Raw genomic sequence first — 21,766 nt, forward strand, 5'->3', positions numbered from 1 at the left:
TTTGAGAGTTATTGTAATGCGCGCAGCAGCGCATCGTTGTCGGCGTTATCAGCGATCCGAATATCCTGCCAGCCCAGTTCCCGGGCGTGGTTCGCCAGACGCTCGCTGACGACCAGAAGCCGACAGCGGAGTAACCAGTTTTCGCGATACCAAAGCGGAATCAGCGACCATAGCTGTTGTAACATTTCACCGCTGGTAACCACCAGCGTATTAATGCCGCGCGCATGCCAGCGCATGGCTTCTTCCGCGCCATCATAGTGTTTTGCACAGCGCTGATAGCACTCCACAAACGTCACGTCTGCGCCGCGTTCGCGCAGCGTCTCGCCCAGCAGTTCGCGGCCACCGTTGCCGCGCAAAATGAGCGCACGCTTTCCGGCAATAGTTTGTAATTCAGGTAATTGTAGCAAGACTTCGCTGATTTCCCGATCTAACGGGTAACGAACATCGATTCCGCTCGCGGTATGTAAGGCCAGCGCCGTGGTGCGCCCGATGGCGAAATAGCGGGGTGCGTGGGGCCAGTTAACGCCCTGCTGTTGTAGCTGCGCATGGGCAAATTCCACGGCATGCTGCGATAGCGCAAAGAGCAGATCACCTTCCTGCAAGGCACGCATCTGGTCAGCGAGCGTAGGCAGCTCGCGACCGGGGGAGAATTCAATCAACGGAAAACTCCAGGCCACCTGCCCCAGTGCGCGCAGACGGCTCACTAACTGCTCTCCTGCGGGAGAAGGGCGGGTGACAAGTATGCTCATGCAGGGGGCTCTCCGTTATAGACCTCAGCCAGAATTTCACGCGCGCCGTTACTCAGCAGCTCTTCCGCCAGCGATACGCCAAGCGCCTCGGCATCCTGCGGCTTGCCGCGACGTTCACCGCGAACCATCTGCGAGCCGTCCGGCGCGCCAACCAGCGCACGCAGCCACAGCTCACCGTCAGTTAATTCAGCATAGCTGCCAATTGGCACCTGACAGCCCCCTTCGAGGCGAGTGTTCATCGCGCGCTCGGCTTTTACGCGAACGGCGGTATCGTCATGATTCAGCGGCGCGAGCAGTGCCTGAGTACGCGCATCATCCAGACGACACTCAATGCCGACGGCACCCTGGCCGACGGCGGGCAGCGACAGCTCCGGCGGCAACGCCACGCGAATACGTTCTTCCAGCCCCAGGCGTTTCAGGCCCGCAACCGCAAGAATAATGGCATCGTAGTCGCCGTTATCCAGCTTGCCAAGGCGTGTGCCGACGTTCCCGCGCAGCGAGCGAATCACCAGATCCGGACGACGTTCAGCCAACTGACACTGGCGGCGTAAACTTGACGTGCCGACCACGCTGCCTGCCGGCAACGCATCAAGCGAGTCATAGCGATTAGAGACAAACGCATCGCGCGGATCCTCGCGCTCGCAGATGGTCACCAGCCCCAGCCCTTCCGGGAACTCAACGGGCACGTCTTTCATCGAATGCACGGCGATATCGGCGCGGTTCTCAAGCAATGCCAGCTCCAGCTCTTTGACAAACAGACCCTTTCCGCCCACTTTGGCCAGCGGCGTATCAAGAATGACATCGCCACGCGTGACCATTGGCACCAGCTCAACGCGTAATCCGGTGTGGCAGGCTTCCAGGCGCTGCTTAACATAATGTGCCTGCCAGAGCGCAAGAGGACTTTGGCGTGTGGCAATTCTCAAAACATTGTCTAACATGCTTGTTACCGTCATTATCAATCGCTAACCATCCTAACATTGTTGACACTCGGATGGCAGTTTTACGGTTGATGAAGAGTGAGAGGGACAGGGCGGCGTTCGCGTCAGCCACCGCCGTATTCAGGAATTTACACGTACAGAACGGTGCTACACTTGTATGTAGCGCATCTTTCTTTACGGTCAACCGGCAAGGTGTTAAATTGATCACGTTTTAGACCATTTTTTCGTCTGTACCACCAGAAAACAACAAGGCGAAAAAGGGTAACGGTTATTTTTTGAAATACTGCGGGTCCGCTGCTTGTTCTGTTTTGACTGGCGTGCGACACCCGGAAACATCAGGCGATACGTCTTGTACCTCTATATTGAGACTCTGAAACAGAGACTGGATGCCATCAATCAATTGCGTGTGGATCGCGCGCTTGCTGCCATGGGCCCTGCTTTCCAGCAGGTATACAGTCTACTGCCGACATTGTTGCACTATCACCATCCGCTAATGCCGGGTTACCTCGATGGTAACGTTCCCCAGGGCATTTGCCTCTTCACGCCTGATGAAACCCAACAGCACTATCTGACTGAACTTGAGCTTTACCGTGGTATGCCGCCGCAGGTTTCGCCGAAAGGCGAGCTGCCGATTACCGGGGTTTACTCCATGGGCAGCACGTCATCGGTTGGGCAAAGTTGTTCTTCTGACCTGGATATCTGGGTCTGCCATCAGTCCTGGCTCGACAATGAAGAGCGCCAGCTGTTGCAGCGTAAATGCAGTCTGCTGGAGAGCTGGGCGGCGTCGCTCGGCGTGGAAGTGAGCTTCTTCCTGATTGATGAAAACCGTTTCCGCCATAACGAAAGCGGCAGTCTGGGTGGTGAAGACTGCGGCTCGACTCAGCATATTCTGTTGCTGGATGAGTTTTACCGTACAGCGGTTCGCCTGGCCGGAAAACGTATTCTGTGGAATATGGTGCCGTGCGATGAAGAAGAGAATTATGACGACTACGTCATGTCGCTTTACTCGCAGGGCGTACTGACGCCAAACGAGTGGCTGGATCTGGGCGGTCTGAGCTCCCTGTCCGCCGAAGAGTACTTTGGTGCAAGCCTCTGGCAGCTCTATAAGAGCATTGATTCACCGTACAAAGCGGTGCTGAAAACCCTGCTGCTGGAAGCCTACTCCTGGGAATACCCCACGCCGCGTCTGCTGGCGAAAGATATTAAGCAGCGTCTGCACGACGGGGAGATCGTCTCCTACGGGCTTGATGCCTACTGCATGATGCTGGAACGCGTCACCGAATACCTGACGGCCATTGATGACGCCACGCGTCTTGACCTGGTGCGTCGATGTTTCTATCTCAAAGTCTGTGAAAAACTGAGCCGCGAGCGCGCCTGCGTTGGCTGGCGCCGTGAAGTGGTCAGCCAGTTAGTCAAAGAGTGGGGATGGGACGAAGCGCGTCTCGCCATGCTCGACAACCGCGCCAACTGGAAAATCGATCAGGTGCGCGAGGCGCACAACGAGCTGCTTGATGCGATGATGCAGAGCTACCGCAACCTGATCCGCTTTGCCCGCCGTAACAACCTTAGCGTTTCTGCCAGCCCACAGGATATCGGGGTGCTGACCCGTAAACTGTACGCCGCGTTTGAAGCGTTGCCGGGCAAGGTAACGCTGGTGAACCCACAGATTTCGCCTGACCTGTCTGAACCGAATCTGACCTTTATCTACGTGCCGCCGGGCCGCGCGAACCGCACCGGGTGGTATCTGTACAACCGTGCGCCAAGCATGGATTCAATCATCAGCCATCAGCCGCTGGAATATAACCGCTACCTGAACAAGCTGGTGGCCTGGGCCTGGTTTAACGGCCTTCTCACCTCACGCACCCGGTTGTTTATCAAGGGCAACGAGGTGGTCGATTTAGCCAAATTGCAGGAGATGGTGGCGGATGTCTCGCACCACTTCCCACTGCGTCTGCCTGCGCCGACGCCAAAAGCGCTCTACAGCCCGTGTGAGATTCGCCATCTGGCGATCATCGTCAACCTGGAATACGACCCGACGGCGGCCTTCCGCAATCAGGTGGTTCACTTTGACTTCCGTAAGCTGGACGTCTTTAGCTTCGGTGAGCAGCAAAACTGCCTGGTGGGCAGCGTGGATCTGCTGTACCGCAACTCGTGGAACGAAGTGCGTACCCTGCACTTTAACGGCGAGCAGGCGATGATCGAGGCGCTGAAAACGATCCTCGGCAAGATGCACCAGGACGCCGCGCCGCCGGACAGCGTGGAGGTGTTCTGCTACAGCCAGCACCTTCGCGGCCTGATTCGTACCCGCGTGCAGCAGCTGGTGTCTGAGTGCATCGAATTGCGTCTTTCCAGCACCCGGAATGAAACCGGACGCTTTAAAGCGCTGCGCGTCTCCGGCCAGACCTGGGGGCTGTTCTTTGAGCGCCTGAACGTGTCGGTGCAGAAGCTGGAGAACGCCATTGAATTCTACGGCGCGATTTCACACAACAAACTGCATGGCCTGTCGGTTCAGGTGGAAACCAACCACGTTAAGCTGCCGCAGGTGGTGGATGGCTTTGCGAGTGAAGGGATTATTCAGTTCTTCTTCGAGGAGTCGGGCGATAACGCCGGGTTTAATATCTACATTCTGGATGAAACCAACCGTGCCGAGGTGTATCACCACTGTGAAGGCAGCAAAGAGGAGCTGGTGCGCGACGTCAGCCGGTTCTATTCATCCTCGCACGATCGCTTTACCTACGGCTCAAGCTTTATCAACTTCAACCTGCCGCAGTTCTACCAGATTGTGAATGTGGATGGACGAGCGCAGGTGATCCCGTTCCGTACGCAGGCGATTACCCCTGCGGCGCCCGCTAACCAGGAAACTGCGCCGCTGTTGCAGCAGTATTTCTCCTGACCCTTTTCGCCGGGTGGCGCTAACGCTTACCCGGCCTACGGTCTGAGCCGCTGTTGCCGGGTGGCGCTAACGCTTACCCGGCCTACGGTCCGAGCTGCTGTTGCCGGGTGGCGCTAACGCTTACCCGGCCTACGGTCTGAGCCGCTGTTGCCGGGTGGCGCTAACGCTTACCCGGCCTACGGTCCGAGCTGCTGTTGCGGTTGGCGCTAACGCTTACCCGGCCTACGGTCCGAGCTGCTGTTGCGGTTGGCGCTCACGCTTACCCGGACTATGGTTCGAGCCGTTGTAGGCCCGGTAAGGCGTAGCCGCCACCGGGCAACAAAACTACCTGAAACTCACTGCCTCGCCCGCCTGCGCGGTCGCCGCCTGCTCCAGCAGATCCCAGAACGTTTCACCGCTGCGGTCGCAGATCCACTCGTCACCTTTTAGATCAAAGTGATAGCCGCCCTGTTTCGCCGCCAGCCACACCTGGTGAAGCGGCTCCTGACGGTTAATAATAATCTTGCTGCCGTTTTCGAAGCTTAAGGTCAGGATCCCGCCGTTGATTTCACAATCGATATCGCTGTCGCCGTCCCACTCGTCGATACGCTCTTCGATGGTCATCCACAGGGTATCGGCAAGGCGATGAAATTCACTGTCGTTCATGGTTTTATTCCTGTTTTTCGTGATGGCGGCAGTATAACGCTAAATAATTCCCGTTGCAGGAAAGCGGCAAACTCTTGCTTTTGTGTCTTCTCCTGCGATGATAGAAACAGATTTGAACTTACGGGCAACCTCTACATGAAAAACGTCTTCCGAACGCTTGTCGTTCTTGTCACTCTGTTTAGCCTGACCGGCTGTGGACTGAAGGGACCACTGTACTTCCCGCCAGAGGATAAAAACGCACCACCGCCGACAAAACCAGTGCAAAGTGGTATCGAGTCATCTACGCCGGATACCAACGATCGCGGCAATAACGGCGGCCCGACTCAGGTCAATCTCTGACGATTACGTTCTGTACCCGCGCAATGGAGCAAATGATGCAGTTCTCTAAAATGCATGGCCTTGGCAACGACTTTATGGTCGTCGACGCGGTAACGCAGAATGTCTTTTTCTCCCCGGAACTGATCCGTCGCCTAGCGGATCGACACGTGGGCGTGGGGTTTGACCAGCTGCTGGTGGTGGAGCCGCCTTACGATCCTGACCTGGACTTCCACTATCGCATTTTTAACGCCGACGGCAGCGAAGTTTCCCAGTGCGGCAATGGCGCACGCTGTTTTGCCCGCTTTGTTCGGCTGAAAGGGCTGACCAACAAGCGCGATATCCGCGTCAGCACCGCCAACGGCCGGATGGTGCTCAGCGTCACCGACGACGAACTGGTGCGCGTGAACATGGGCGAGCCGAACTTCGAACCCGCTGCCGTGCCGTTTCGCGCCAACAAAGCGGAAAAGACCTATATTATGCGTGCCGCCGAGCAGACAGTATTGTGCGGCGTCGTCTCGATGGGTAACCCGCACTGCGTGATTCAGGTAGATGATGTGCAAACTGCGGCGGTTGAAACGCTCGGCCCGGTGCTGGAAAGCCACGAGCGCTTCCCGGAGCGGGCGAACATCGGTTTCATGCAGGTGGTGAAGCGTGAACACATTCGCCTGCGGGTTTACGAGCGCGGCGCGGGCGAAACCCAGGCCTGCGGAAGCGGTGCCTGTGCGGCGGTGGCCGTCGGTATCTCGCAGGGGTTACTGGCGGAAGAGGTTCGCGTGGAATTACCGGGCGGGCGTCTTGATATCGCCTGGAAAGGAGCGGGTCATCCACTGTACATGACTGGCCCGGCGACACATGTTTATGACGGGTTTATCCATCTATGAAGCAACCAGGGGAAGAACTGCGGGAACCTGTAACGGAGCTGGATGACAGCGCTGTTGTGGATTACCTGCTGCACAATCCTGAGTTTTTTATCCGCAATGCACGCGTCGTCGAAAGGATGCGCGTACCGCATCCGGTTCGCGAGACCGTGTCGCTGGTTGAATGGCACATGGCGCGCTCGCGCAACCACATCAATCAGCTCGAAGAGAACATGACGCTGCTGATGGAGCAGGCCAGCAATAACGAAAGCCTGTTCTATCGTCTTCTGCACCTTCAGGCGCGTCTGGCTTCCGCGCACAGTCTCGAAGAGTTCCTCAACCGCTTCCATCGCTGGGCGCGCGAGCTGGGGCTGGCAGGCGCGACGATCCGTCTCTTCCCTGACCGCTGGCGCATTGGCGCGCCGTCCGGGTTTACCCATCTGGCGCTGAGCCGTCAGGCGTTTGAGCCGCTGCGCATTCAGCGTCTGGGCCATGAGCACCACTATCTGGGGCCGCTTAACGGGCCAGAACTGCTGGTGGTGCTGCCGGAAGCCAAAGCTATCGGCTCGGTGGCGATGTCGCTGATGGGGCGCGATGGTGACCTGGGCGTGATGTTATTTACCAGCCGCGACGCGCATCATTATGAACAGGGGCAGGGTACGCAACTGTTGCAGGAGATCGCCCTGATGCTGCCTGAGCTGCTGGAGCGCTGGATTGAGCGCGTATGACGGACGGACTGCTCGCCACTGACGTCACCCGTTTTCTGCGCTATCTTGGCGTAGAACGCCAGCTTAGCCCTATTACGCTGCTCAACTATCAGCGTCAGCTTGATGCCATCATGCAGATTGCCGATGAAATCGGCCTGAAAAGCTGGCAACAATGTGACGCCGCCACGGTTCGCGGCTTCGTTGTGCGTAGCCGTAAAAAAAACTTAAGCCCGGCGAGCCTGGCGCTCCGGCTCTCTGCCCTGCGCAGTTTCTTCGACTGGCTGGTCAGCCAGGGCGGTCTGAAAGCCAACCCGGCAAAAGGGATCGCCACGCCAAAGGCCCCGCGTCATCTGCCGAAAAATATCGACGTCGACGACGTAAACCGCCTGCTGGATATCGATCTCAACGATCCGCTGGCCGTGCGCGACCGCGCGATGCTGGAGGTGATGTACGGCGCGGGCCTGCGTCTCTCTGAGCTGGTGAACCTCGACTTAAAGCACCTCGATCTGGAATCTGGCGAAGTGTGGGTGATGGGCAAAGGCAGCAAAGAGCGCCGCCTGCCGATCGGCCGCAATGCGGTTTCCTGGATTGAGCACTGGCTGGATCTGCGCGGTCTGTTTGGCGCGGAAGAGGATGCGCTGTTCCTGTCGAAGCTCGGCAAGCGGATCTCGGCGCGTAACGTGCAGAAGCGCTTTGCGGAGTGGGGCATTAAGCAGGGGCTGAACAGCCACGTTCACCCGCATAAGCTGCGCCACTCTTTTGCGACGCACATGCTGGAATCAAGCGGCGACCTGCGCGGCGTACAGGAGCTGCTTGGTCACGCGAATCTGTCGACCACCCAAATCTATACCCACTTAGACTTCCAACACCTTGCCTCGGTGTATGACGCGGCGCATCCACGCGCCAAACGGGGGAAATAATGCGTTTTTACCGCCCACTCGGTCAGATCTCAGCCCTGACGTTTGATCTTGATGACACCCTTTACGACAACCGCCCAGTGATCCTGCGTACCGAGCAGGAGTCGCTGGCGTTTGTGCAAAACTACCATCCTGCGCTGAAAGCGATGCAGAACAAAGAGTTCCAGAAGCTGCGTCAGTCCCTGCGGGAAACCGAGCCGGAAATTTATCATGACGTGACCGAATGGCGCCGCCGTGCGGTTGAGCAGGCGATGCTCAATGCCGGCCTGAGCGCGCAGGACGCGGCCATGGGTGCTGAAGCGGCCATGGAAAACTTCGCCAAATGGCGCAGCCGAATCGACGTGCCGCAGGAGACCCACGACACGCTGGCGAAGCTCGCCGAAAAGTGGCCGCTGGTCGCCATTACCAACGGCAACGCTCAGCCTGAACTGTTTGGTCTGGGGAACTATTTTCAGTTCGTGCTGCGCGCGGGCCCGCACGGACGCTCGAAGCCGTTCAACGATATGTATCATCTGGCGGCGGAAAAACTGGATTTGCCGCTCGGTGAGATCCTGCACGTGGGCGACGACCTGACCACGGACGTCGCCGGGGCGATCCGCTGCGGCATGCAGGCCTGCTGGATCAAGCCGGAAAATGCCGATCTGATGACTACCCCGGATAGCCGTCTTCTGCCGCACGTGGAAATTTCACGGTTGGCATCCCTCACGACGCTGATATAATCATCAATTGTTCTGTATAAATTAACAGGGTTTTGGCGAATGGAAACATTTGCCCGCCCGACATGACGTGACGGTGCCAATGGACGTTTCTTACCTGCTCGACAGCCTTAATGACAAACAGCGTGACGCGGTTGCCGCCTCGCGTACAAACCTGCTGGTACTGGCTGGAGCGGGCAGTGGTAAGACGCGCGTGCTGGTTCACCGTATCGCCTGGCTACAGAGCGTGGAGAACTGCTCGCCGTACTCGATTATGGCCGTGACGTTCACCAACAAGGCGGCGGCGGAGATGCGCCACCGTATCGCACAGCTGATGGGCACCAGCCAGGGCGGCATGTGGGTTGGCACCTTCCACGGCCTGGCGCACCGTCTGCTGCGCGCGCACCATATGGACGCTAACCTGCCGCAGGATTTCCAGATCCTCGACAGCGAAGACCAGCTGCGCTTACTGAAACGTCTGATCAAGGCGATGAACCTCGACGAGAAGCAGTGGCCGCCGCGTCAGGCGATGTGGTACATCAACGGTCAGAAAGACGAAGGGCTGCGTCCGCACCACATTCAAAGCTTCGGTAACCCGGTTGAGCAGACCTGGCAGAACGTCTACAAGGCCTATCAGGAAGCGTGCGATCGCGCCGGTCTGGTGGATTTCGCCGAACTGCTGCTGCGCGCCCACGAGCTGTGGCTCAACAAACCACATATCCTGCAACACTACCGTGAACGCTTCACCAACATTTTGGTGGACGAATTCCAGGATACCAACAACATTCAGTACGCGTGGATCCGCCTGCTGGCCGGGGATACCGGCAAGGTGATGATCGTGGGCGATGACGACCAGTCTATCTACGGCTGGCGCGGCGCGCAGGTGGAGAACATCCAGCGCTTTCTCAACGATTTCCCCGGCGCGCAAACCATCCGTCTGGAGCAGAACTACCGTTCTACCAGCAACATACTGAGCGCGGCCAACGCCCTGATTGAGAACAACAACGGGCGACTGGGTAAAAAGCTGTGGACCGATGGCGTCGACGGCGAACCGATTTCGATTTACTGCGCCTTCAACGAGCTCGACGAAGCCCGCTTCGTGGTGAACCGCATTAAAACCTGGCAGGAGAACGGCGGTGCGCTGGAGCAGTGTGCCATTCTCTATCGCAGCAACGCCCAGTCGCGCGTGCTGGAAGAGGCGCTGTTACAGGTGAGCATGCCGTACCGCATTTATGGCGGTATGCGCTTCTTCGAACGTCAGGAGATCAAAGATGCGCTCTCGTATTTGCGTCTGATTGCCAACCGTAACGACGATGCGGCGTTTGAGCGCGTGGTGAACACGCCGACGCGCGGCATCGGCGATCGTACGCTGGACGTGGTGCGTCAGGCCTCGCGCGATCGTCAGCTCACGCTATGGCAGGCATGCCGCGAGTTGTTGCAGGAAAAAGCCCTCGCCGGGCGCGCCGCCAGCGCATTGCAGCGCTTCCTGGAGTTAATCGACGCGCTGGCGCAGGAAACGGCCGACATGCCGCTGCACGTCCAGACTGACCGGGTAATCAAAGATTCCGGCCTGCGCACCATGTACGAGCAGGAAAAAGGCGAGAAGGGCCAGACTCGTATTGAGAACTTAGAGGAGCTGGTGACGGCAACGCGCCAGTTCAGCTACAACGAAGAAGACGAAGACCTGATGCCGTTGCAGGCATTCCTCTCTCACGCCGCGCTGGAGGCGGGTGAAGGGCAGGCCGATACCTGGCAGGATGCGGTTCAGCTGATGACCCTGCACTCCGCGAAAGGTCTGGAGTTCCCGCAGGTGTTCATCGTCGGGATGGAAGAGGGGATGTTCCCGAGCCAGATGTCGCTGGATGAAGGCGGGCGTCTGGAAGAGGAGCGTCGTCTGGCCTACGTGGGCGTGACCCGTGCGATGCAGAAACTGACCCTGACCTACGCGGAAACCCGCCGCCTGTACGGGAAAGAAGTGTATCACCGTCCGTCGCGCTTTATCGGCGAACTGCCGGAAGAGTGTGTGGAAGAGGTGCGCCTGCGCGCCAGCATCAGCCGTCCGGTCAGTCATCAGCGTATGGGCTCGCCAATCTCGGAAACCGATACCGGTTACAAGCTGGGCCAGCGCGTGCGCCACTCGAAGTTTGGCGAAGGCACCATCGTCAATCTGGAAGGCAGCGGCGAGCACAGCCGTTTGCAGGTCGCGTTCCAGGGGCAGGGGATCAAATGGCTGGTGGCAGCCTATGCCAAGCTGGAAAGTGTGTAACTTTCAGAAAAATATCACTATTTTGTAATAATCTGCTAGCCTTATACGTTGAAGGTCAATTAATGCCCTTCAGCGTTCCGTTGCGTGTTGACGCCACAGTTATTGCTGGCGTAACATGCGCGCACGATTACGCTAAGAGGACATTCGCCTTGGACACACCCAGTAGATACTGGCTCAATTCCCTGTCATCCAGGAACAACTCCTAAGGCTATCTCCTCTTGCTGATGGCCTTAGTGGTTGTCAGCGACTGCATCATTCCCGTCGCGCTGAGTCAGGCTGTTTAATGGTCTGAAACCCAATTTGTTTCTGTGTGCCCACCGAACTGTCCGATATTTTTTGCATTGGGAGTCCCGGTCATGTTGAGCGCATTTCAACTCGAAAATAACCGACTGACTCGGCTTGAAGCCGAAGAGTCACAGCCCCTCATTGATGCCGTATGGGTGGATCTGGTCGAGCCGGACGACGATGAGCGCCTTCGCGTACAATCTGAACTGGGGCAAAGCCTGGCGACACGCCCGGAACTGGAAGACATCGAAGCATCCGCCCGTTTTTTTGAAGACGAAGACGGCCTGCACATTCACTCCTTCTTCTTCTTCGAAGATGCCGAAGACCACGCGGGGAACTCCACCGTGGCGTTTACCATCCGCGATGGCCGCCTGTTCACCCTGCGCGAGCGCGAACTGCCTGCGTTTCGTCTCTACCGCATGCGCGCCCGCAGCCAGGCGATGATGGACGGTAACGCCTATGAGCTGCTGCTGGATCTGTTCGAAACCAAAATCGAACAGCTGGCGGATGAAATCGAAAACATCTACAGCGACCTGGAAAAGCTGAGCCGCGTGATCATGGAAGGCCATCAGGGCGATGAGTACGACGAAGCGTTGTCCACGCTTGCAGAGCTGGAAGATATCGGCTGGAAGGTGCGTTTGTGTCTGATGGATACCCAGCGCGCGCTGAACTTCCTGGTGCGCAAGGCGCGTCTGCCGGGCGGTCAGCTGGAGCAGGCGCGTGAGATCTTACGCGATATCGAATCCCTGCTGCCGCACAACGAATCCCTGTTCCAGAAGGTCAACTTCCTGATGCAGGCGGCAATGGGCTTTATCAACATCGAGCAGAACCGCATCATCAAGATCTTCTCGGTGGTTTCCGTGGTGTTCCTGCCGCCGACGCTGGTGGCATCCAGCTACGGGATGAACTTTGAGTTTATGCCGGAGCTGAAGTGGAGCTTTGGCTACCCGGGGGCGATTATCTTTATGATCCTCGCCGGGCTGGCGCCGTACCTGTACTTCAAGCGGAAGAACTGGTTGTAAAAATCAGGCGGGTGGCTCTGCGCTTACCCGCCCTACAAAGCACCTAAATTCCTCTGCGAGTCCTGCGCTGGGTATAAATTGCATCCGCAACGAAAATCGCCAGCGCCACCCAGATAAAGGCGAACGTCACCATCTTATCCGCACCCGGCACCTCGCCGTAAAACACCACCGCCAGCAGGAACATCAGCGTCGGGCCGATGTACTGGAAGAAGCCAAGCGTGGAGAGGCGCAGACGCGTTGCCGCGCCGGTGAAGCACAGCAGGGGTATCGTCGTGACCACGCCCGCGGCCATCAGCATCAGGTTCAGCGACCATGGGTTACTGCCCATGTGGCTGGTGGCGCTGTCGGCAATACCGAACAGGTAGATCGCCGCGACAGGCAGCAGCCACAGGGTTTCAAACAGCATTCCCGTCTGCGCTTCCACGGCGATTTTTTTACGCACCAGGCCGTAGAAGGCAAAGCTGAACGCCAGCCCCAGGGCGATAACCGGCAGTGAACCGAAGGTCCACAGCTGCACCAGCACGCCGCAGAGGGCCAGAATCACCGCCACCCACTGCATCCGGCGGAAACGTTCGCCGAGGAAAATCATCCCCAGCACGATGTTCACCAGCGGGTTAATGAAGTACCCCAGGCTGGCTTCGAGCATGTGATGGTTATTCACCGCCCAGATAAACAGCAGCCAGTTTCCGCCAATCAGCACCGCAGAGAGGGCAAGCAGGAAGACCTTCTTCGGGGTTTTCAGTAGCGTTTTGACGCCTGACCACTGACGGCTGATGCTCATCAGCGCAATCATAAAGAAAAACGACCAGATGACGCGGTGAGTGAGGATCTCGTCCGCCGGGACATAGGCGATAAGCTTGAAGTACGCCGGCGCGATACCCCAAATAAAATAAGCGGCAAGGGCGAGTAAAACGCCCTGCCGCGTCTGTTTAGCATCCATCGGGAAAATCCGTTACAAAAAAGTGAAGTAATTTTACCCGAATTTGCCGTCTCAACCCACCATATAAGTGGCGGTTGCGCTGGCGATATAAACCTGCTCCTCGTTATGCAGCTCAACGCGGGCGACGGCAACTTTATTCCCGGCGCGCAGCAGGCTGCTGGTGCAGGTGAAGCGGTTTCCGCGTCCCGGTCGCAGATAGTCGACGCGTAAATCGATGGTGCCCATGCGCGACAGGCGCTGGCGTAATTCATCTTCGTTGATGGTGTCATGGCGCGTCAGCGTGCTGCCCACGCACACCAGACCGGCCGCCACGTCCAGCGCAGAGGCAATCACTCCGCCGTGCAAAATGCTTTGCGCCCAGTTACCGACCATCATTGGCTGATTATTGAAACTCAGCTGAGCGAAGTCTTTTTCGTATCGCTCCAGCTCAAGACCCAGTGCACGGTTGAATGGCATGTGATACACAAAAATCTCGCCCACGAGCTTTAAGGTTTCTTCGGCGGTGAGTGTGGCTGACATCTGACGTGGCATCCTTGTTGTTAACAAAATGTTTATTTTATGCTTCAGGATAAAGGAATGCCACTTTAAGAAACGAGGAAGCGGAAGTTATCGCAGAAGTCTGTAGAATGCCCGGACAAAACTATTCATTAAATGTCACAATTTCAGGAGAACACCACCGATGCGGACGTATCTGGGTTGGTTACTGGCGGCGGTTGCGCTGCCCCTCACAGCATATGCGCAGGAAGCGACGATCAAAGAAGTGCATGATAAACCTGCCGTTCAGGGCAGCATCATCGCCAATATGCTTCAGGAGCATGACAATCCGTTCACGCTCTACCCCTATGACACAAACTACGTGATCTATACCCAGACCAGCGATCTCAACAAAGAGGCGATAAGCTCCTATAACTGGTCTGACAATGCGCGTAAAGATGAGGTGAAGTTCCAGCTCAGCCTGGCCTTCCCGTTATGGCGCGGCATCCTGGGGCCGAACTCGGTGCTTGGTGCATCTTACACGCAGAAGTCATGGTGGCAGCTCTCCAACAGCGGGGAATCTTCACCGTTCCGCGAAACCAACTATGAACCGCAGCTGTTCCTCGGTTTCGCCACTGATTATGAGTTTGCAGGCTGGACGCTGCGAGACGTGGAGGTGGGCTATAACCACGATTCCAACGGTCGTTCCGACCCAACCTCACGCAGCTGGAATCGCGTTTATACGCGTCTGATGGCGCAGAACGGCAATTTCATGGTGGAAGTGAAGCCGTGGTACGTGGTGGGCAGCACCGATGACAATCCTGATATCACCAAATACATGGGCTATTATCAGCTTAAAGTGGGCTATCAGCTGGGTGACGCGGTGCTGAGCGCCAAAGGGCAGTACAACTGGAATACCGGCTACGGCGGCGCAGAGTTGGGCCTGAGCTACCCGGTGACGAAACACGTTCGTCTCTATACCCAGGTGTATAGCGGTTATGGCGAATCGCTGATCGACTATAACTTCAACCAGACCCGCGTTGGTGTGGGCGTCATGCTGAACGATATTTTCTAAGCTGCTCGAATGTTTTTGCGTTAAACGTTGAAGTTTCTCTCTCAGGCGCTGAAAATAGCGCCTGTTTCATTTCTGGCATATGGGGTTAACGTGGCGCAGGCGGAAGTATTGAATCAGGAATCGCTGGCTAAACAGGTTTTGCATGAAACCTTTGGCTACCAGCAGTTCCGTCCTGGCCAGGAAACCATCATTGAAACCGTGCTGGAAGGCCGCGATTGCCTGGTGGTCATGCCGACCGGCGGCGGAAAATCGCTCTGCTATCAGGTGCCCGCGCTGGTACTTAATGGCCTGACGGTTGTGGTCTCCCCCCTTATTTCCCTGATGAAAGACCAGGTCGACCAGCTGCTTGCCAACGGCGTGGCGGCGGCCTGTCTTAACTCGACGCAAACCCGCGAGCAGCAGCAAGAGGTGATGGCCGGGTGCCGCACCGGGCAGATCCGCCTGCTGTATATCGCGCCAGAGCGCCTGATGCTGGACAACTTCCTCGATCACCTGGCGCACTGGAACCCGGTGCTGCTGGCGGTGGATGAAGCGCACTGTATCTCCCAGTGGGGGCACGATTTCCGCCCGGAATATGCCGCCCTCGGCCAACTGCGTCAGCGCTTCCCTGAGCTGCCGTTTATGGCGCTTACCGCCACGGCGGATGACACCACGCGTCAGGACATCGTTCGCCTGCTGGGGCTGAAAGACCCCTATATTCAGGTCAGCAGCTTCGACCGGCCGAACATCCGCTATATGCTGATGGAAAAATTCAAGCCGCTGGATCAGCTCCTGCGCTACGTGCAGGAGCAGCGCGGCAAGTCCGGCATCATCTACTGCAACAGCCGCGCGAAGGTGGAAGACACCGCTGCGCGTCTGCAAAATCGCGGCTTTAGCGCGGCGGCATACCATGCCGGGTTAGAAAACCACATCCGCGCCGACGTACAGGAAAAATTCCAGCGTGACGACCTGCAAATCGTGGTCGCAACGGTGGCGTTCGGGATGGGGATCAACAAGCCTAACGTGCGCTTTGTGGTGCACTTTGATATCCCGCGCAATATCGAATCCTACTATCAGGAAACCGGTCGCGCCGGGCGTGATGGCCTGCCTGCGGAAGCGATGCTGTTTTACGATCCGGCGGATATGGCGTGGCTGCGCCGCTGTCTCGAGGAGAAACCGCAGGGGCAGTTGCAGGATATCGAACGCCACAAGCTTAACGCGATGGGTGCCTTCGCCGAAGCGCAAACCTGCCGCCGTCTGGTGCTGCTCAACTACTTTGGTGAAGGGCGTCAGGCGCCGTGCGGCAACTGCGATATCTGCCTCGACCCGCCGAAGCAGTACGACGGTCTGATGGACGCGCGCAAAGCGCTCTCGACTATCGGACGCGTGAACCAGCGCTTTGGGATGGGCTACGTCGTCGAAGTGCTGCGCGGGGCTAACAACCAGCGTATCCGCGACATGGGGCACGACAAGCTGCCGGTTTACGGCATCGGGAAAGACCAGAGCCATGAGCACTGGGTGAGTATCATCCGCCAGCTGATCCATCTCGGCTTTGCCACGCAAAATATTGCCCAGCACTCTGCGCTTCAGCTTACCGAAGCGGCGCGACCGGTCCTGCGCGGTGAGGTTGAACTGAAGCTCGCCGTTCCGCGCGTCGTCGCCCTGAAGCCGCGCGTGATGCAGAAATCCTACGGCGGCAACTACGATCGCAAGCTGTTCGCCAAGCTGCGCAAGCTGCGTAAAGCCATTGCCGATGAAGAGAACATCCCGCCATACGTGGTGTTCAATGACGCGACGCTGATCGAGATGGCCGAGCAAATGCCACTCAGCGCCAGCGAGATGCTCAGCGTCAACGGCGTCGGCACGCGCAAACTGGAGCGCTTTGGTAAAGAGTTTATGGCGCTTATCCGTTCCCACGCTGATGGTGAGGATGAGGAGTAGTCAGCTGGGCGAAAAAGTGCCAGGATGATGACTCACTACATTATTTCCCCGCGAGCTAATTATGTTAATGCTATTTCTCACCGTGGCGTTAGTGCACATCGTTGCGCTGATGAGCCCTGGCCCTGACTTCTTCTTCGTGTCACAAACGGCCGTCAGCCGCTCCCGCAAAGAGGCGATGATGGGTGTGCTCGGTATCACCATGGGCGTTATGGTCTGGGCGTCGGTTGCGCTGCTTGGTCTGAACCTGATCCTGGCGAAAATGGCGTGGCTGCATAACATCATCATGGTTGGCGGCGGTCTGTACCTGTGCTGGATGGGCTACCAGATGCTGCGCGGGGCGCTGAAGAAAGAAGAGAAAAAGCCGGAAGAGCCAAAGGTTGAGCTGGCAACGGGCGGCCGTAGCTTTGTGAAAGGGCTGCTGACTAACCTGGCGAACCCGAAAGCGATTATTTACTTCGGCTCTGTGTTCTCGCTGTTTGTAGGAGATAACGTCGGTGCGGGCGCGCGCTGGGGGATCTTCCTGCTAATCGTTGTTGAGACGTTCGCCTGGTTTACCGTTGTGGCAAGCCTGTTTGCTTTACCGGCGATGCGTCGCGGCTACCAGCGCATCGCGAAGTGGATCGACGGCATTGCCGGCGCACTGTTCGCCGGATTCGGCATTCATCTCATCATTTCTCGCTAAGCATGACGCGCTGACGCAAGCAGCGCGCCAACCAGCATAAACAGCGAACCAAAGACTTTGTTCAGGGCCTTCATCTGCTTAGGCCCTTTGATCCACGCCGCAATTCGCTGCGCCAGCGTCGCGTAACCAATCATCACAATGATATCGACAATAATGGTGGTCGCGCCCAGCACCACGTACTGCATCACCTGGGGCTGATGCGGCACGATAAACTGCGGGAACAGGGCGGCGAGGAACACAATGCTTTTCGGGTTGGTCAGGTTAACGAATACCGCGCGCTTAAACAGGTGGCCGCGTGTTTGCGTCCGGGAGAGCGTATGCAGATCAATCGAGCCTGCGGCGCGCCACTGTTGAATACCCAGCCAGATAAGATACGCTGCGCCAGCCCATTTCAGCACCTCGAAGGCCAGCACCGAACGGGAGAACAGCGTGCCCAGACCAATCCCCACCAGCACAATGTGAATGCCAAGCCCTGTCTGTAAACCGGCAATTGACGCCGCCGCGCCGCGATAGCCGTGATTAATGGAGGTGGTCATGGTGTTGATTGCGCCCGAGCCAGGTGAAAGGCTGAGGATGATGGATGTCAGCAGGTAAGCGAACCACCACTCGAAGGTCATTTGAAACTCCCGGATCGTCTGTTTTTATGCCACAATACGCTATTGTTGAGTCATTTTGTGACCGGTGACGAAAAAAACGATATTCCCTGAATTACGGGGGGTGGAAACCCAATGTTTCAGCAGAAAAAGGACTGGGAAACACGAGAAAACGCATTTGCTGCTTTCTCCATGGGGCCGCTGACCGATTTCTGGCGCCAGCGTGAGGAAGATGAGTTTATGGGCGTCGGGGATATCCCGGTACGCTTCGTTCGTTTCCATGATGAAAAAAATGACCGGGTGATTGTGGTTTGCCCCGGGCGCATCGAAAGCTATATCAAATATGCCGAGCTGGCGTATGACCTGTTCCATCTGGGCTTTGATGTGTTAATTATCGACCATCGCGGGCAGGGGCTATCCGGCCGGATGCTGCCGGATACCCATCGCGGCCACGTGGATAACTTCAGCGATTACGTCGACGATCTGGCCGCGTTCTGGCAGCAGGAAGTGCAGCCCGGACCGTGGCGCAAGCGTTATATTCTTGCCCACTCCATGGGGGGCGCGATCTCGACGTTGTTTTTGCAGCGCCATAAGCACCAGTGCGACGCCATTGCGCTGACCGCGCCGATGTACGGCATTGTGATACGTTTTCCTGACTGGATGGTGCGCCATCTTCTCGACTGGGCTGAGGGCCATCAGCGCATTCGTGAAGGCTATGCCATAGGAACAGGACGCTGGCGGGCGTTGCCGTTTGCCATCAACGTGTTAACCCACAGTCGGCAGCGTTATCGCCGCAACCTGCGTTTTTATGCCGATGAACCGCGTCTGCGGGTCGGCGGCCCCACCTGGCACTGGGTGCGGGAAGGTATTCATGCCGGTGAGCAGGTGCTGGCGGGCGTAGGCGATGATGACACGCCGACGCTCCTGATCCAGGCGGAAGAAGAGCGTGTGGTGGATAACCGCATGCATGACCGCTATTGTGAACTTCGCGCCGCGGCGGGTCATCCCTGTGAAGGGGGTAAACCGCTGGTCATCAACGGTGCGTACCATGAGATCCTTTTTGAAAAGGACGCTATGCGCTCAGTCGCGCTCAACGCCATTGTTGAATTTTTCAACAGGCATAACTGATTATTGTTTTCCACCAGAGGTTGAAATCCCTATGTACCAGGTTGTTGCATCTGATTTAGATGGCACGCTGCTTTCCCCCGACCACACCCTGTCGCCTTATGCGAAAGAGACCTTAAAACTCCTGACTGCCCGCGGCGTGAACTTTGTGTTCGCCACCGGCCGCCACCACGTGGACGTGGGGCAGATCCGCGATAACCTTGAGATCAAGTCGTACATGATCACCTCCAACGGTGCGCGCGTACACGACACGGACGGCAACCTGATTTTTACCCACAATCTCGATCGCGACATCGCCACTGATTTGTTCGGCATTGTGCATAACAACCCGGATATCGTCACTAACGTTTATCGCGACGACGAGTGGTTTATGAACCGTCATCGCCCGGACGAAATGCGTTTCTTCAAGGAAGCCGTCTTCAACTACTCCCTGTATGAACCGGGTTTGCTGGATCCTGAAGGGATCAGCAAGGTGTTCTTTACCTGCGAAAGTCACGAAGCGCTGCTTCCGCTGGAGCAGGCGATCAACGCCCGCTGGGGAGACCGCGTGAACGTTAGCTTCTCCACGCTGACTTGTCTGGAAGTGATGGCGGGCGGGGTGTCCAAAGGTCACGCGCTGGAAGCGGTCGCGAAGCGTCTGGGCTTTGATCTGAAAGACTGCATCGCGTTCGGCGATGGCATGAACGATGCCGAGATGCTCTCCATGGCGGGCAAAGGCTGCATCATGCAGAACGCGCACCAGCGCCTGAAAGATCTGCACCCGGAGCTGGAAGTGATTGGCACCAACGCAGACAACGCGGTACCTAAGTATTTGCGCAAACTGTTCCTTGAATAATCTTCATTTGATTGTTTATTGTTCAGATGTCAACTAAAGAGTTCGCTACAATGCCTCTCCTTCTTTCTGAGAGACAAGCATTGTGGCGCTACTCATTATCACCACTATCCTGTGGGCCTTCTCCTTTAGCCTGATTGGCGAATACCTTGCCGGATCGGTCGACAGCTACTTTTCGGTGCTGATGCGTGTGGGGCTGGCGGCGCTGGTGTTCCTGCCGTTCCTGCGTACCCGCGGGCAATCGCTGAAAACCATTCTGCTGTACATGCTGGTAGGCGCAATGCAGCTCGGCATCATGTACCTGTTCAGCTTCCGGGCTTACGTCTACCTCTCCGTCTCGGAATTTCTACTCTTTACCGTGCTCACGCCGCTCTATATCACGCTGATTTACGACCTGCTCAGCAGGCGCCGCCTGCGCTGGGGATATCTGCTGAGCGCGGCGCTGGCAGTCATTGGCGCGGCGATAATTCGCTATGACAAGGTGAGCGATCACTTCTGGACCGGGCTGATGTTCGTCCAGCTGGCCAATATCAGCTTCGCCATCGGGATGGTGGGCTACAAACGCCTGATGGAGACCCGCCCGATGCCGCAGCATAACGCGTTTGCGTGGTTCTATATGGGCGCGGCGATTGTCGCGATTGCGGCATGGTTTATGCTCGGCAACCCGCAAAAGCTGCCGACCACCACCGTGCAGTGGAGCGTTCTGGTCTGGCTGGGCGTGGTGGCCTCGGGGCTGGGCTACTTTATGTGGAACTACGGCGCGACGCAGGTAGACGCCGGAACGCTGGGGATCATGAACAACGTGCACGTGCCGGCGGGGCTACTGGTGAACCTCGCCATCTGGCAGGAACAGCCGCACTGGCCGAGTTTCCTTATTGGGGGAACGGTGATCCTGGCTTCGCTGTGGGTACATCGCCGCTGGGTCGCTCCGCGCTCCGCACAAACGGAAGATGGTCGCACGCGTGGTTCCGCGCTGAGCGAATAAACGCTTCCGTAATCGGCTGACGCTGCTCGCCGTCGCGCACGGCGGCGTACAGCCGGCTCCACAGTCCTTCACCCAGGGTTTTGGTAACCACCAGACCCTGGCGTTCAACCGTCTCGACCACCCAGTGCGGCAGCGCCGCAATTCCCATTCTGGCCGCCACCATCTGAATTAACAGCAGCGTGTTATCCACGCTTTTCAGCTGTGGGCTGATGCCCGCGGGTTGCAGGAAATGGCGCCAGATATCCAGACGACTGCGCTGTACCGGGTAAATCAGCAGCGTCTCCGTTGCCAGATCTTCCGGCGTGATACGCGTTTTGGCGGCCAGCGGATGGTCCGGGGCCAGCACCAGACGCACCTCAAAATCAAACATTGGCGAATAGTGCAGACCGCTGCGCGGCAGAATATCTGAGGTCATCACCAGATCCAGCTCACCCTGCTGAAGCGACGGCTGCGGATCAAACGTGACGCCGGACTTGAAGTCCATCTCCACCTGCGGCCACTTCTGGCGGAAGTTCTCAAGCGCGGGGGTCAGCCACTGAATACAGCTGTGACACTCAATGGCGATGCGCAGGGTGGTCTGCTGCGGCTCGTTGCAGGACTGCAACGCGCTGGCAATCTGCGGCAGCACCTGGTTCGCCAGCTGAAGCAAAATTTCGCCCTGCGGCGTAAAGCGCAAAGGCTGGCTCTTACGCACAAAAAGACGAAAGCCGAGGCGTTGTTCCAGATCGCTGAACTGGTGAGAAAGGGCAGACTGAGTCTGGTGCAGCGTGGCCGCTGCCGCCGCAAGAGAACCGCAGTTCCGCAACGCTTGTAGCGTTTTCAGGTGTTTTATCTCGATCATGAAAGTC

The 21,766-nt window shown here is 57.4% G+C and carries 22 protein-coding genes; 15 read left to right on the forward strand and 7 right to left on the reverse strand.

The window, feature by feature from the left end; translation table 11 throughout:
• Nucleotides 1–8 precede the first annotated feature (8 nt).
• Both hemD and hemC read right to left on the reverse strand, forming a co-directional pair.
• On the reverse strand, nucleotides 9–749 hold the full coding sequence (gene hemD, locus HWQ15_RS09235) for a uroporphyrinogen-III synthase (RefSeq protein WP_023299041.1): 741 nt from the start codon (nucleotides 747–749) through the stop codon (nucleotides 9–11).
• Nucleotides 746–1,687 carry a hydroxymethylbilane synthase gene (gene hemC / locus HWQ15_RS09240; RefSeq protein WP_038415042.1) on the reverse strand — a complete coding sequence of 314 codons (942 nt, stop codon included), beginning with the start codon at nucleotides 1,685–1,687 and terminating at the stop codon, nucleotides 746–748. Before hemC ends, hemD begins: the two co-directional genes overlap by 4 nt.
• 349 nt (nucleotides 1,688–2,036) lie before the next feature.
• Between hemC and cyaA the strand changes: the two genes are divergently transcribed.
• The gene (gene cyaA, locus HWQ15_RS09245; protein WP_023299043.1) at nucleotides 2,037–4,580 is read left to right on the forward strand and encodes a class I adenylate cyclase; all 2,544 of its coding nucleotides are present in this window, start codon (nucleotides 2,037–2,039) and stop codon (nucleotides 4,578–4,580) included.
• Between the two features lie 324 nt (nucleotides 4,581–4,904).
• On the opposite strand, the gene cyaY is transcribed toward cyaA, so the two are convergent.
• Nucleotides 4,905–5,225, reverse strand: coding sequence for an iron donor protein CyaY (cyaY, locus tag HWQ15_RS09250; protein WP_063148962.1), 321 nt, complete (start codon nucleotides 5,223–5,225; stop codon nucleotides 4,905–4,907).
• A gap of 135 nt (nucleotides 5,226–5,360) precedes the next feature.
• Here cyaY and HWQ15_RS09255 point away from each other — a divergent pair, with 135 nt between their 5' ends.
• The 8 genes from HWQ15_RS09255 to corA all read left to right on the forward strand — a co-directional run bounded on the left by HWQ15_RS09255 (nucleotide 5,361) and on the right by corA (nucleotide 12,292).
• On the forward strand, nucleotides 5,361–5,564 hold the full coding sequence (locus tag HWQ15_RS09255; protein ID WP_003860815.1) for a lipoprotein: 204 nt from the start codon (nucleotides 5,361–5,363) through the stop codon (nucleotides 5,562–5,564).
• Between the two features lie 35 nt (nucleotides 5,565–5,599).
• The gene (gene dapF, locus HWQ15_RS09260) at nucleotides 5,600–6,424 is read left to right on the forward strand and encodes a diaminopimelate epimerase (protein ID WP_023299045.1); all 825 of its coding nucleotides are present in this window, start codon (nucleotides 5,600–5,602) and stop codon (nucleotides 6,422–6,424) included.
• Complete coding sequence (locus HWQ15_RS09265; protein WP_023295731.1) at nucleotides 6,421–7,128, forward strand: DUF484 domain-containing protein; 708 nt, start codon at nucleotides 6,421–6,423, stop codon at nucleotides 7,126–7,128. Before dapF ends, HWQ15_RS09265 begins: the two co-directional genes overlap by 4 nt.
• Nucleotides 7,125–8,027 (forward strand): tyrosine recombinase XerC, encoded by a 903-nt coding sequence (xerC, locus tag HWQ15_RS09270; RefSeq protein WP_022646663.1) that lies wholly within the window; start codon nucleotides 7,125–7,127, stop codon nucleotides 8,025–8,027. The genes HWQ15_RS09265 and xerC overlap by 4 nt, the downstream gene beginning before the upstream one ends.
• Nucleotides 8,027–8,743 carry a 5-amino-6-(5-phospho-D-ribitylamino)uracil phosphatase YigB gene (gene yigB, locus HWQ15_RS09275; RefSeq protein WP_063148960.1) on the forward strand — a complete coding sequence of 239 codons (717 nt, stop codon included), beginning with the start codon at nucleotides 8,027–8,029 and terminating at the stop codon, nucleotides 8,741–8,743. Before xerC ends, yigB begins: the two co-directional genes overlap by 1 nt.
• A gap of 79 nt (nucleotides 8,744–8,822) precedes the next feature.
• Nucleotides 8,823–10,985, forward strand: a complete 2,163-nt coding sequence (uvrD, locus tag HWQ15_RS09280; protein ID WP_017383586.1) for a DNA helicase II — start codon at nucleotides 8,823–8,825, stop codon at nucleotides 10,983–10,985.
• A 149-nt stretch (nucleotides 10,986–11,134) separates the two neighbouring features.
• Nucleotides 11,135–11,191, forward strand: a complete 57-nt coding sequence (gene ysgD, locus HWQ15_RS23115; protein WP_212743980.1) for a YsgD/CorL family protein — start codon at nucleotides 11,135–11,137, stop codon at nucleotides 11,189–11,191.
• Nucleotides 11,192–11,341: 150 nt separating this feature from the next.
• Nucleotides 11,342–12,292 (forward strand): magnesium/cobalt transporter CorA, encoded by a 951-nt coding sequence (corA, locus tag HWQ15_RS09285; RefSeq protein ID WP_003860807.1) that lies wholly within the window; start codon nucleotides 11,342–11,344, stop codon nucleotides 12,290–12,292.
• Between the two features lie 43 nt (nucleotides 12,293–12,335).
• On the opposite strand, the gene rarD is transcribed toward corA, so the two are convergent.
• Complete coding sequence (rarD, locus tag HWQ15_RS09290) at nucleotides 12,336–13,232, reverse strand: EamA family transporter RarD (RefSeq protein ID WP_023299047.1); 897 nt, start codon at nucleotides 13,230–13,232, stop codon at nucleotides 12,336–12,338.
• Between the two features lie 51 nt (nucleotides 13,233–13,283).
• Nucleotides 13,284–13,751, reverse strand: coding sequence for an acyl-CoA thioesterase YigI (yigI, locus tag HWQ15_RS09295; protein WP_006812366.1), 468 nt, complete (start codon nucleotides 13,749–13,751; stop codon nucleotides 13,284–13,286).
• A gap of 160 nt (nucleotides 13,752–13,911) precedes the next feature.
• On the opposite strand from yigI, the gene pldA reads away from it, so the two are divergent.
• The 3 genes from pldA to rhtC all read left to right on the forward strand — a co-directional run bounded on the left by pldA (nucleotide 13,912) and on the right by rhtC (nucleotide 17,383).
• Complete coding sequence (pldA, locus tag HWQ15_RS09300; RefSeq protein ID WP_022646666.1) at nucleotides 13,912–14,781, forward strand: phospholipase A; 870 nt, start codon at nucleotides 13,912–13,914, stop codon at nucleotides 14,779–14,781.
• A 90-nt stretch (nucleotides 14,782–14,871) separates the two neighbouring features.
• Complete coding sequence (gene recQ / locus HWQ15_RS09305) at nucleotides 14,872–16,701, forward strand: ATP-dependent DNA helicase RecQ (protein ID WP_048965845.1); 1,830 nt, start codon at nucleotides 14,872–14,874, stop codon at nucleotides 16,699–16,701.
• A gap of 61 nt (nucleotides 16,702–16,762) precedes the next feature.
• Nucleotides 16,763–17,383, forward strand: coding sequence for a threonine export protein RhtC (rhtC, locus tag HWQ15_RS09310; RefSeq protein WP_063148959.1), 621 nt, complete (start codon nucleotides 16,763–16,765; stop codon nucleotides 17,381–17,383).
• Here rhtC and rhtB read toward each other — a convergent pair.
• Entirely contained in the window at nucleotides 17,380–18,000 is a 621-nt protein-coding gene (gene rhtB / locus HWQ15_RS09315; RefSeq protein WP_006812363.1) for a homoserine/homoserine lactone efflux protein, read from the reverse strand. The genes rhtC and rhtB overlap by 4 nt on opposite strands.
• 111 nt (nucleotides 18,001–18,111) lie before the next feature.
• Here rhtB and pldB point away from each other — a divergent pair, with 111 nt between their 5' ends.
• From pldB to HWQ15_RS09330, 3 genes are all read left to right on the forward strand, one after another.
• Nucleotides 18,112–19,104, forward strand: coding sequence for a lysophospholipase L2 (gene pldB, locus HWQ15_RS09320; RefSeq protein WP_022646668.1), 993 nt, complete (start codon nucleotides 18,112–18,114; stop codon nucleotides 19,102–19,104).
• Between the two features lie 31 nt (nucleotides 19,105–19,135).
• Nucleotides 19,136–19,936 carry a sugar/pyridoxal phosphate phosphatase YigL gene (gene yigL, locus HWQ15_RS09325; RefSeq protein ID WP_023299050.1) on the forward strand — a complete coding sequence of 267 codons (801 nt, stop codon included), beginning with the start codon at nucleotides 19,136–19,138 and terminating at the stop codon, nucleotides 19,934–19,936.
• A gap of 82 nt (nucleotides 19,937–20,018) precedes the next feature.
• Nucleotides 20,019–20,918 (forward strand): carboxylate/amino acid/amine transporter, encoded by a 900-nt coding sequence (locus HWQ15_RS09330; protein WP_045309031.1) that lies wholly within the window; start codon nucleotides 20,019–20,021, stop codon nucleotides 20,916–20,918.
• Here the strand turns inward: HWQ15_RS09330 and metR are convergent.
• Nucleotides 20,806–21,759: an HTH-type transcriptional regulator MetR gene (gene metR / locus HWQ15_RS09335; RefSeq protein ID WP_015570000.1), complete on the reverse strand. Its 954-nt coding sequence runs from the start codon at nucleotides 21,757–21,759 to the stop codon at nucleotides 20,806–20,808. The two genes, HWQ15_RS09330 and metR, sit on opposite strands and share 113 nt — an antisense overlap.
• Between the last annotated feature and the right edge of the window lie 7 nt (nucleotides 21,760–21,766).

This window comes from Enterobacter sp. DSM 30060 (genome assembly GCF_013375955.1).
GTDB classification, from domain to species: Bacteria; Pseudomonadota; Gammaproteobacteria; order Enterobacterales; family Enterobacteriaceae; genus Enterobacter; species Enterobacter intestinihominis.

Coding starts and splice junctions, on each gene's coding strand:
- hemD (WP_023299041.1), bottom strand. CDS start 749: ATGAGCATACTTGTCACCCGCCCTTCTCCCGCAGGAGAGCAGTTAGTG.
- hemC (WP_038415042.1), bottom strand. CDS start 1,687: ATGTTAGACAATGTTTTGAGAATTGCCACACGCCAAAGTCCTCTTGCG.
- cyaY (WP_063148962.1), bottom strand. CDS start 5,225: ATGAACGACAGTGAATTTCATCGCCTTGCCGATACCCTGTGGATGACC.
- HWQ15_RS09255 (WP_003860815.1), top strand. CDS start 5,361: ATGAAAAACGTCTTCCGAACGCTTGTCGTTCTTGTCACTCTGTTTAGC.
- dapF (WP_023299045.1), top strand. CDS start 5,600: ATGCAGTTCTCTAAAATGCATGGCCTTGGCAACGACTTTATGGTCGTC.
- HWQ15_RS09265 (WP_023295731.1), top strand. CDS start 6,421: ATGAAGCAACCAGGGGAAGAACTGCGGGAACCTGTAACGGAGCTGGAT.
- xerC (WP_022646663.1), top strand. CDS start 7,125: ATGACGGACGGACTGCTCGCCACTGACGTCACCCGTTTTCTGCGCTAT.
- yigB (WP_063148960.1), top strand. CDS start 8,027: ATGCGTTTTTACCGCCCACTCGGTCAGATCTCAGCCCTGACGTTTGAT.
- uvrD (WP_017383586.1), top strand. CDS start 8,823: ATGGACGTTTCTTACCTGCTCGACAGCCTTAATGACAAACAGCGTGAC.
- corA (WP_003860807.1), top strand. CDS start 11,342: ATGTTGAGCGCATTTCAACTCGAAAATAACCGACTGACTCGGCTTGAA.
- rarD (WP_023299047.1), bottom strand. CDS start 13,232: ATGGATGCTAAACAGACGCGGCAGGGCGTTTTACTCGCCCTTGCCGCT.
- yigI (WP_006812366.1), bottom strand. CDS start 13,751: ATGTCAGCCACACTCACCGCCGAAGAAACCTTAAAGCTCGTGGGCGAG.
- pldA (WP_022646666.1), top strand. CDS start 13,912: ATGCGGACGTATCTGGGTTGGTTACTGGCGGCGGTTGCGCTGCCCCTC.
- rhtC (WP_063148959.1), top strand. CDS start 16,763: ATGTTAATGCTATTTCTCACCGTGGCGTTAGTGCACATCGTTGCGCTG.
- rhtB (WP_006812363.1), bottom strand. CDS start 18,000: ATGACCTTCGAGTGGTGGTTCGCTTACCTGCTGACATCCATCATCCTC.
- pldB (WP_022646668.1), top strand. CDS start 18,112: ATGTTTCAGCAGAAAAAGGACTGGGAAACACGAGAAAACGCATTTGCT.
- yigL (WP_023299050.1), top strand. CDS start 19,136: ATGTACCAGGTTGTTGCATCTGATTTAGATGGCACGCTGCTTTCCCCC.
- metR (WP_015570000.1), bottom strand. CDS start 21,759: ATGATCGAGATAAAACACCTGAAAACGCTACAAGCGTTGCGGAACTGC.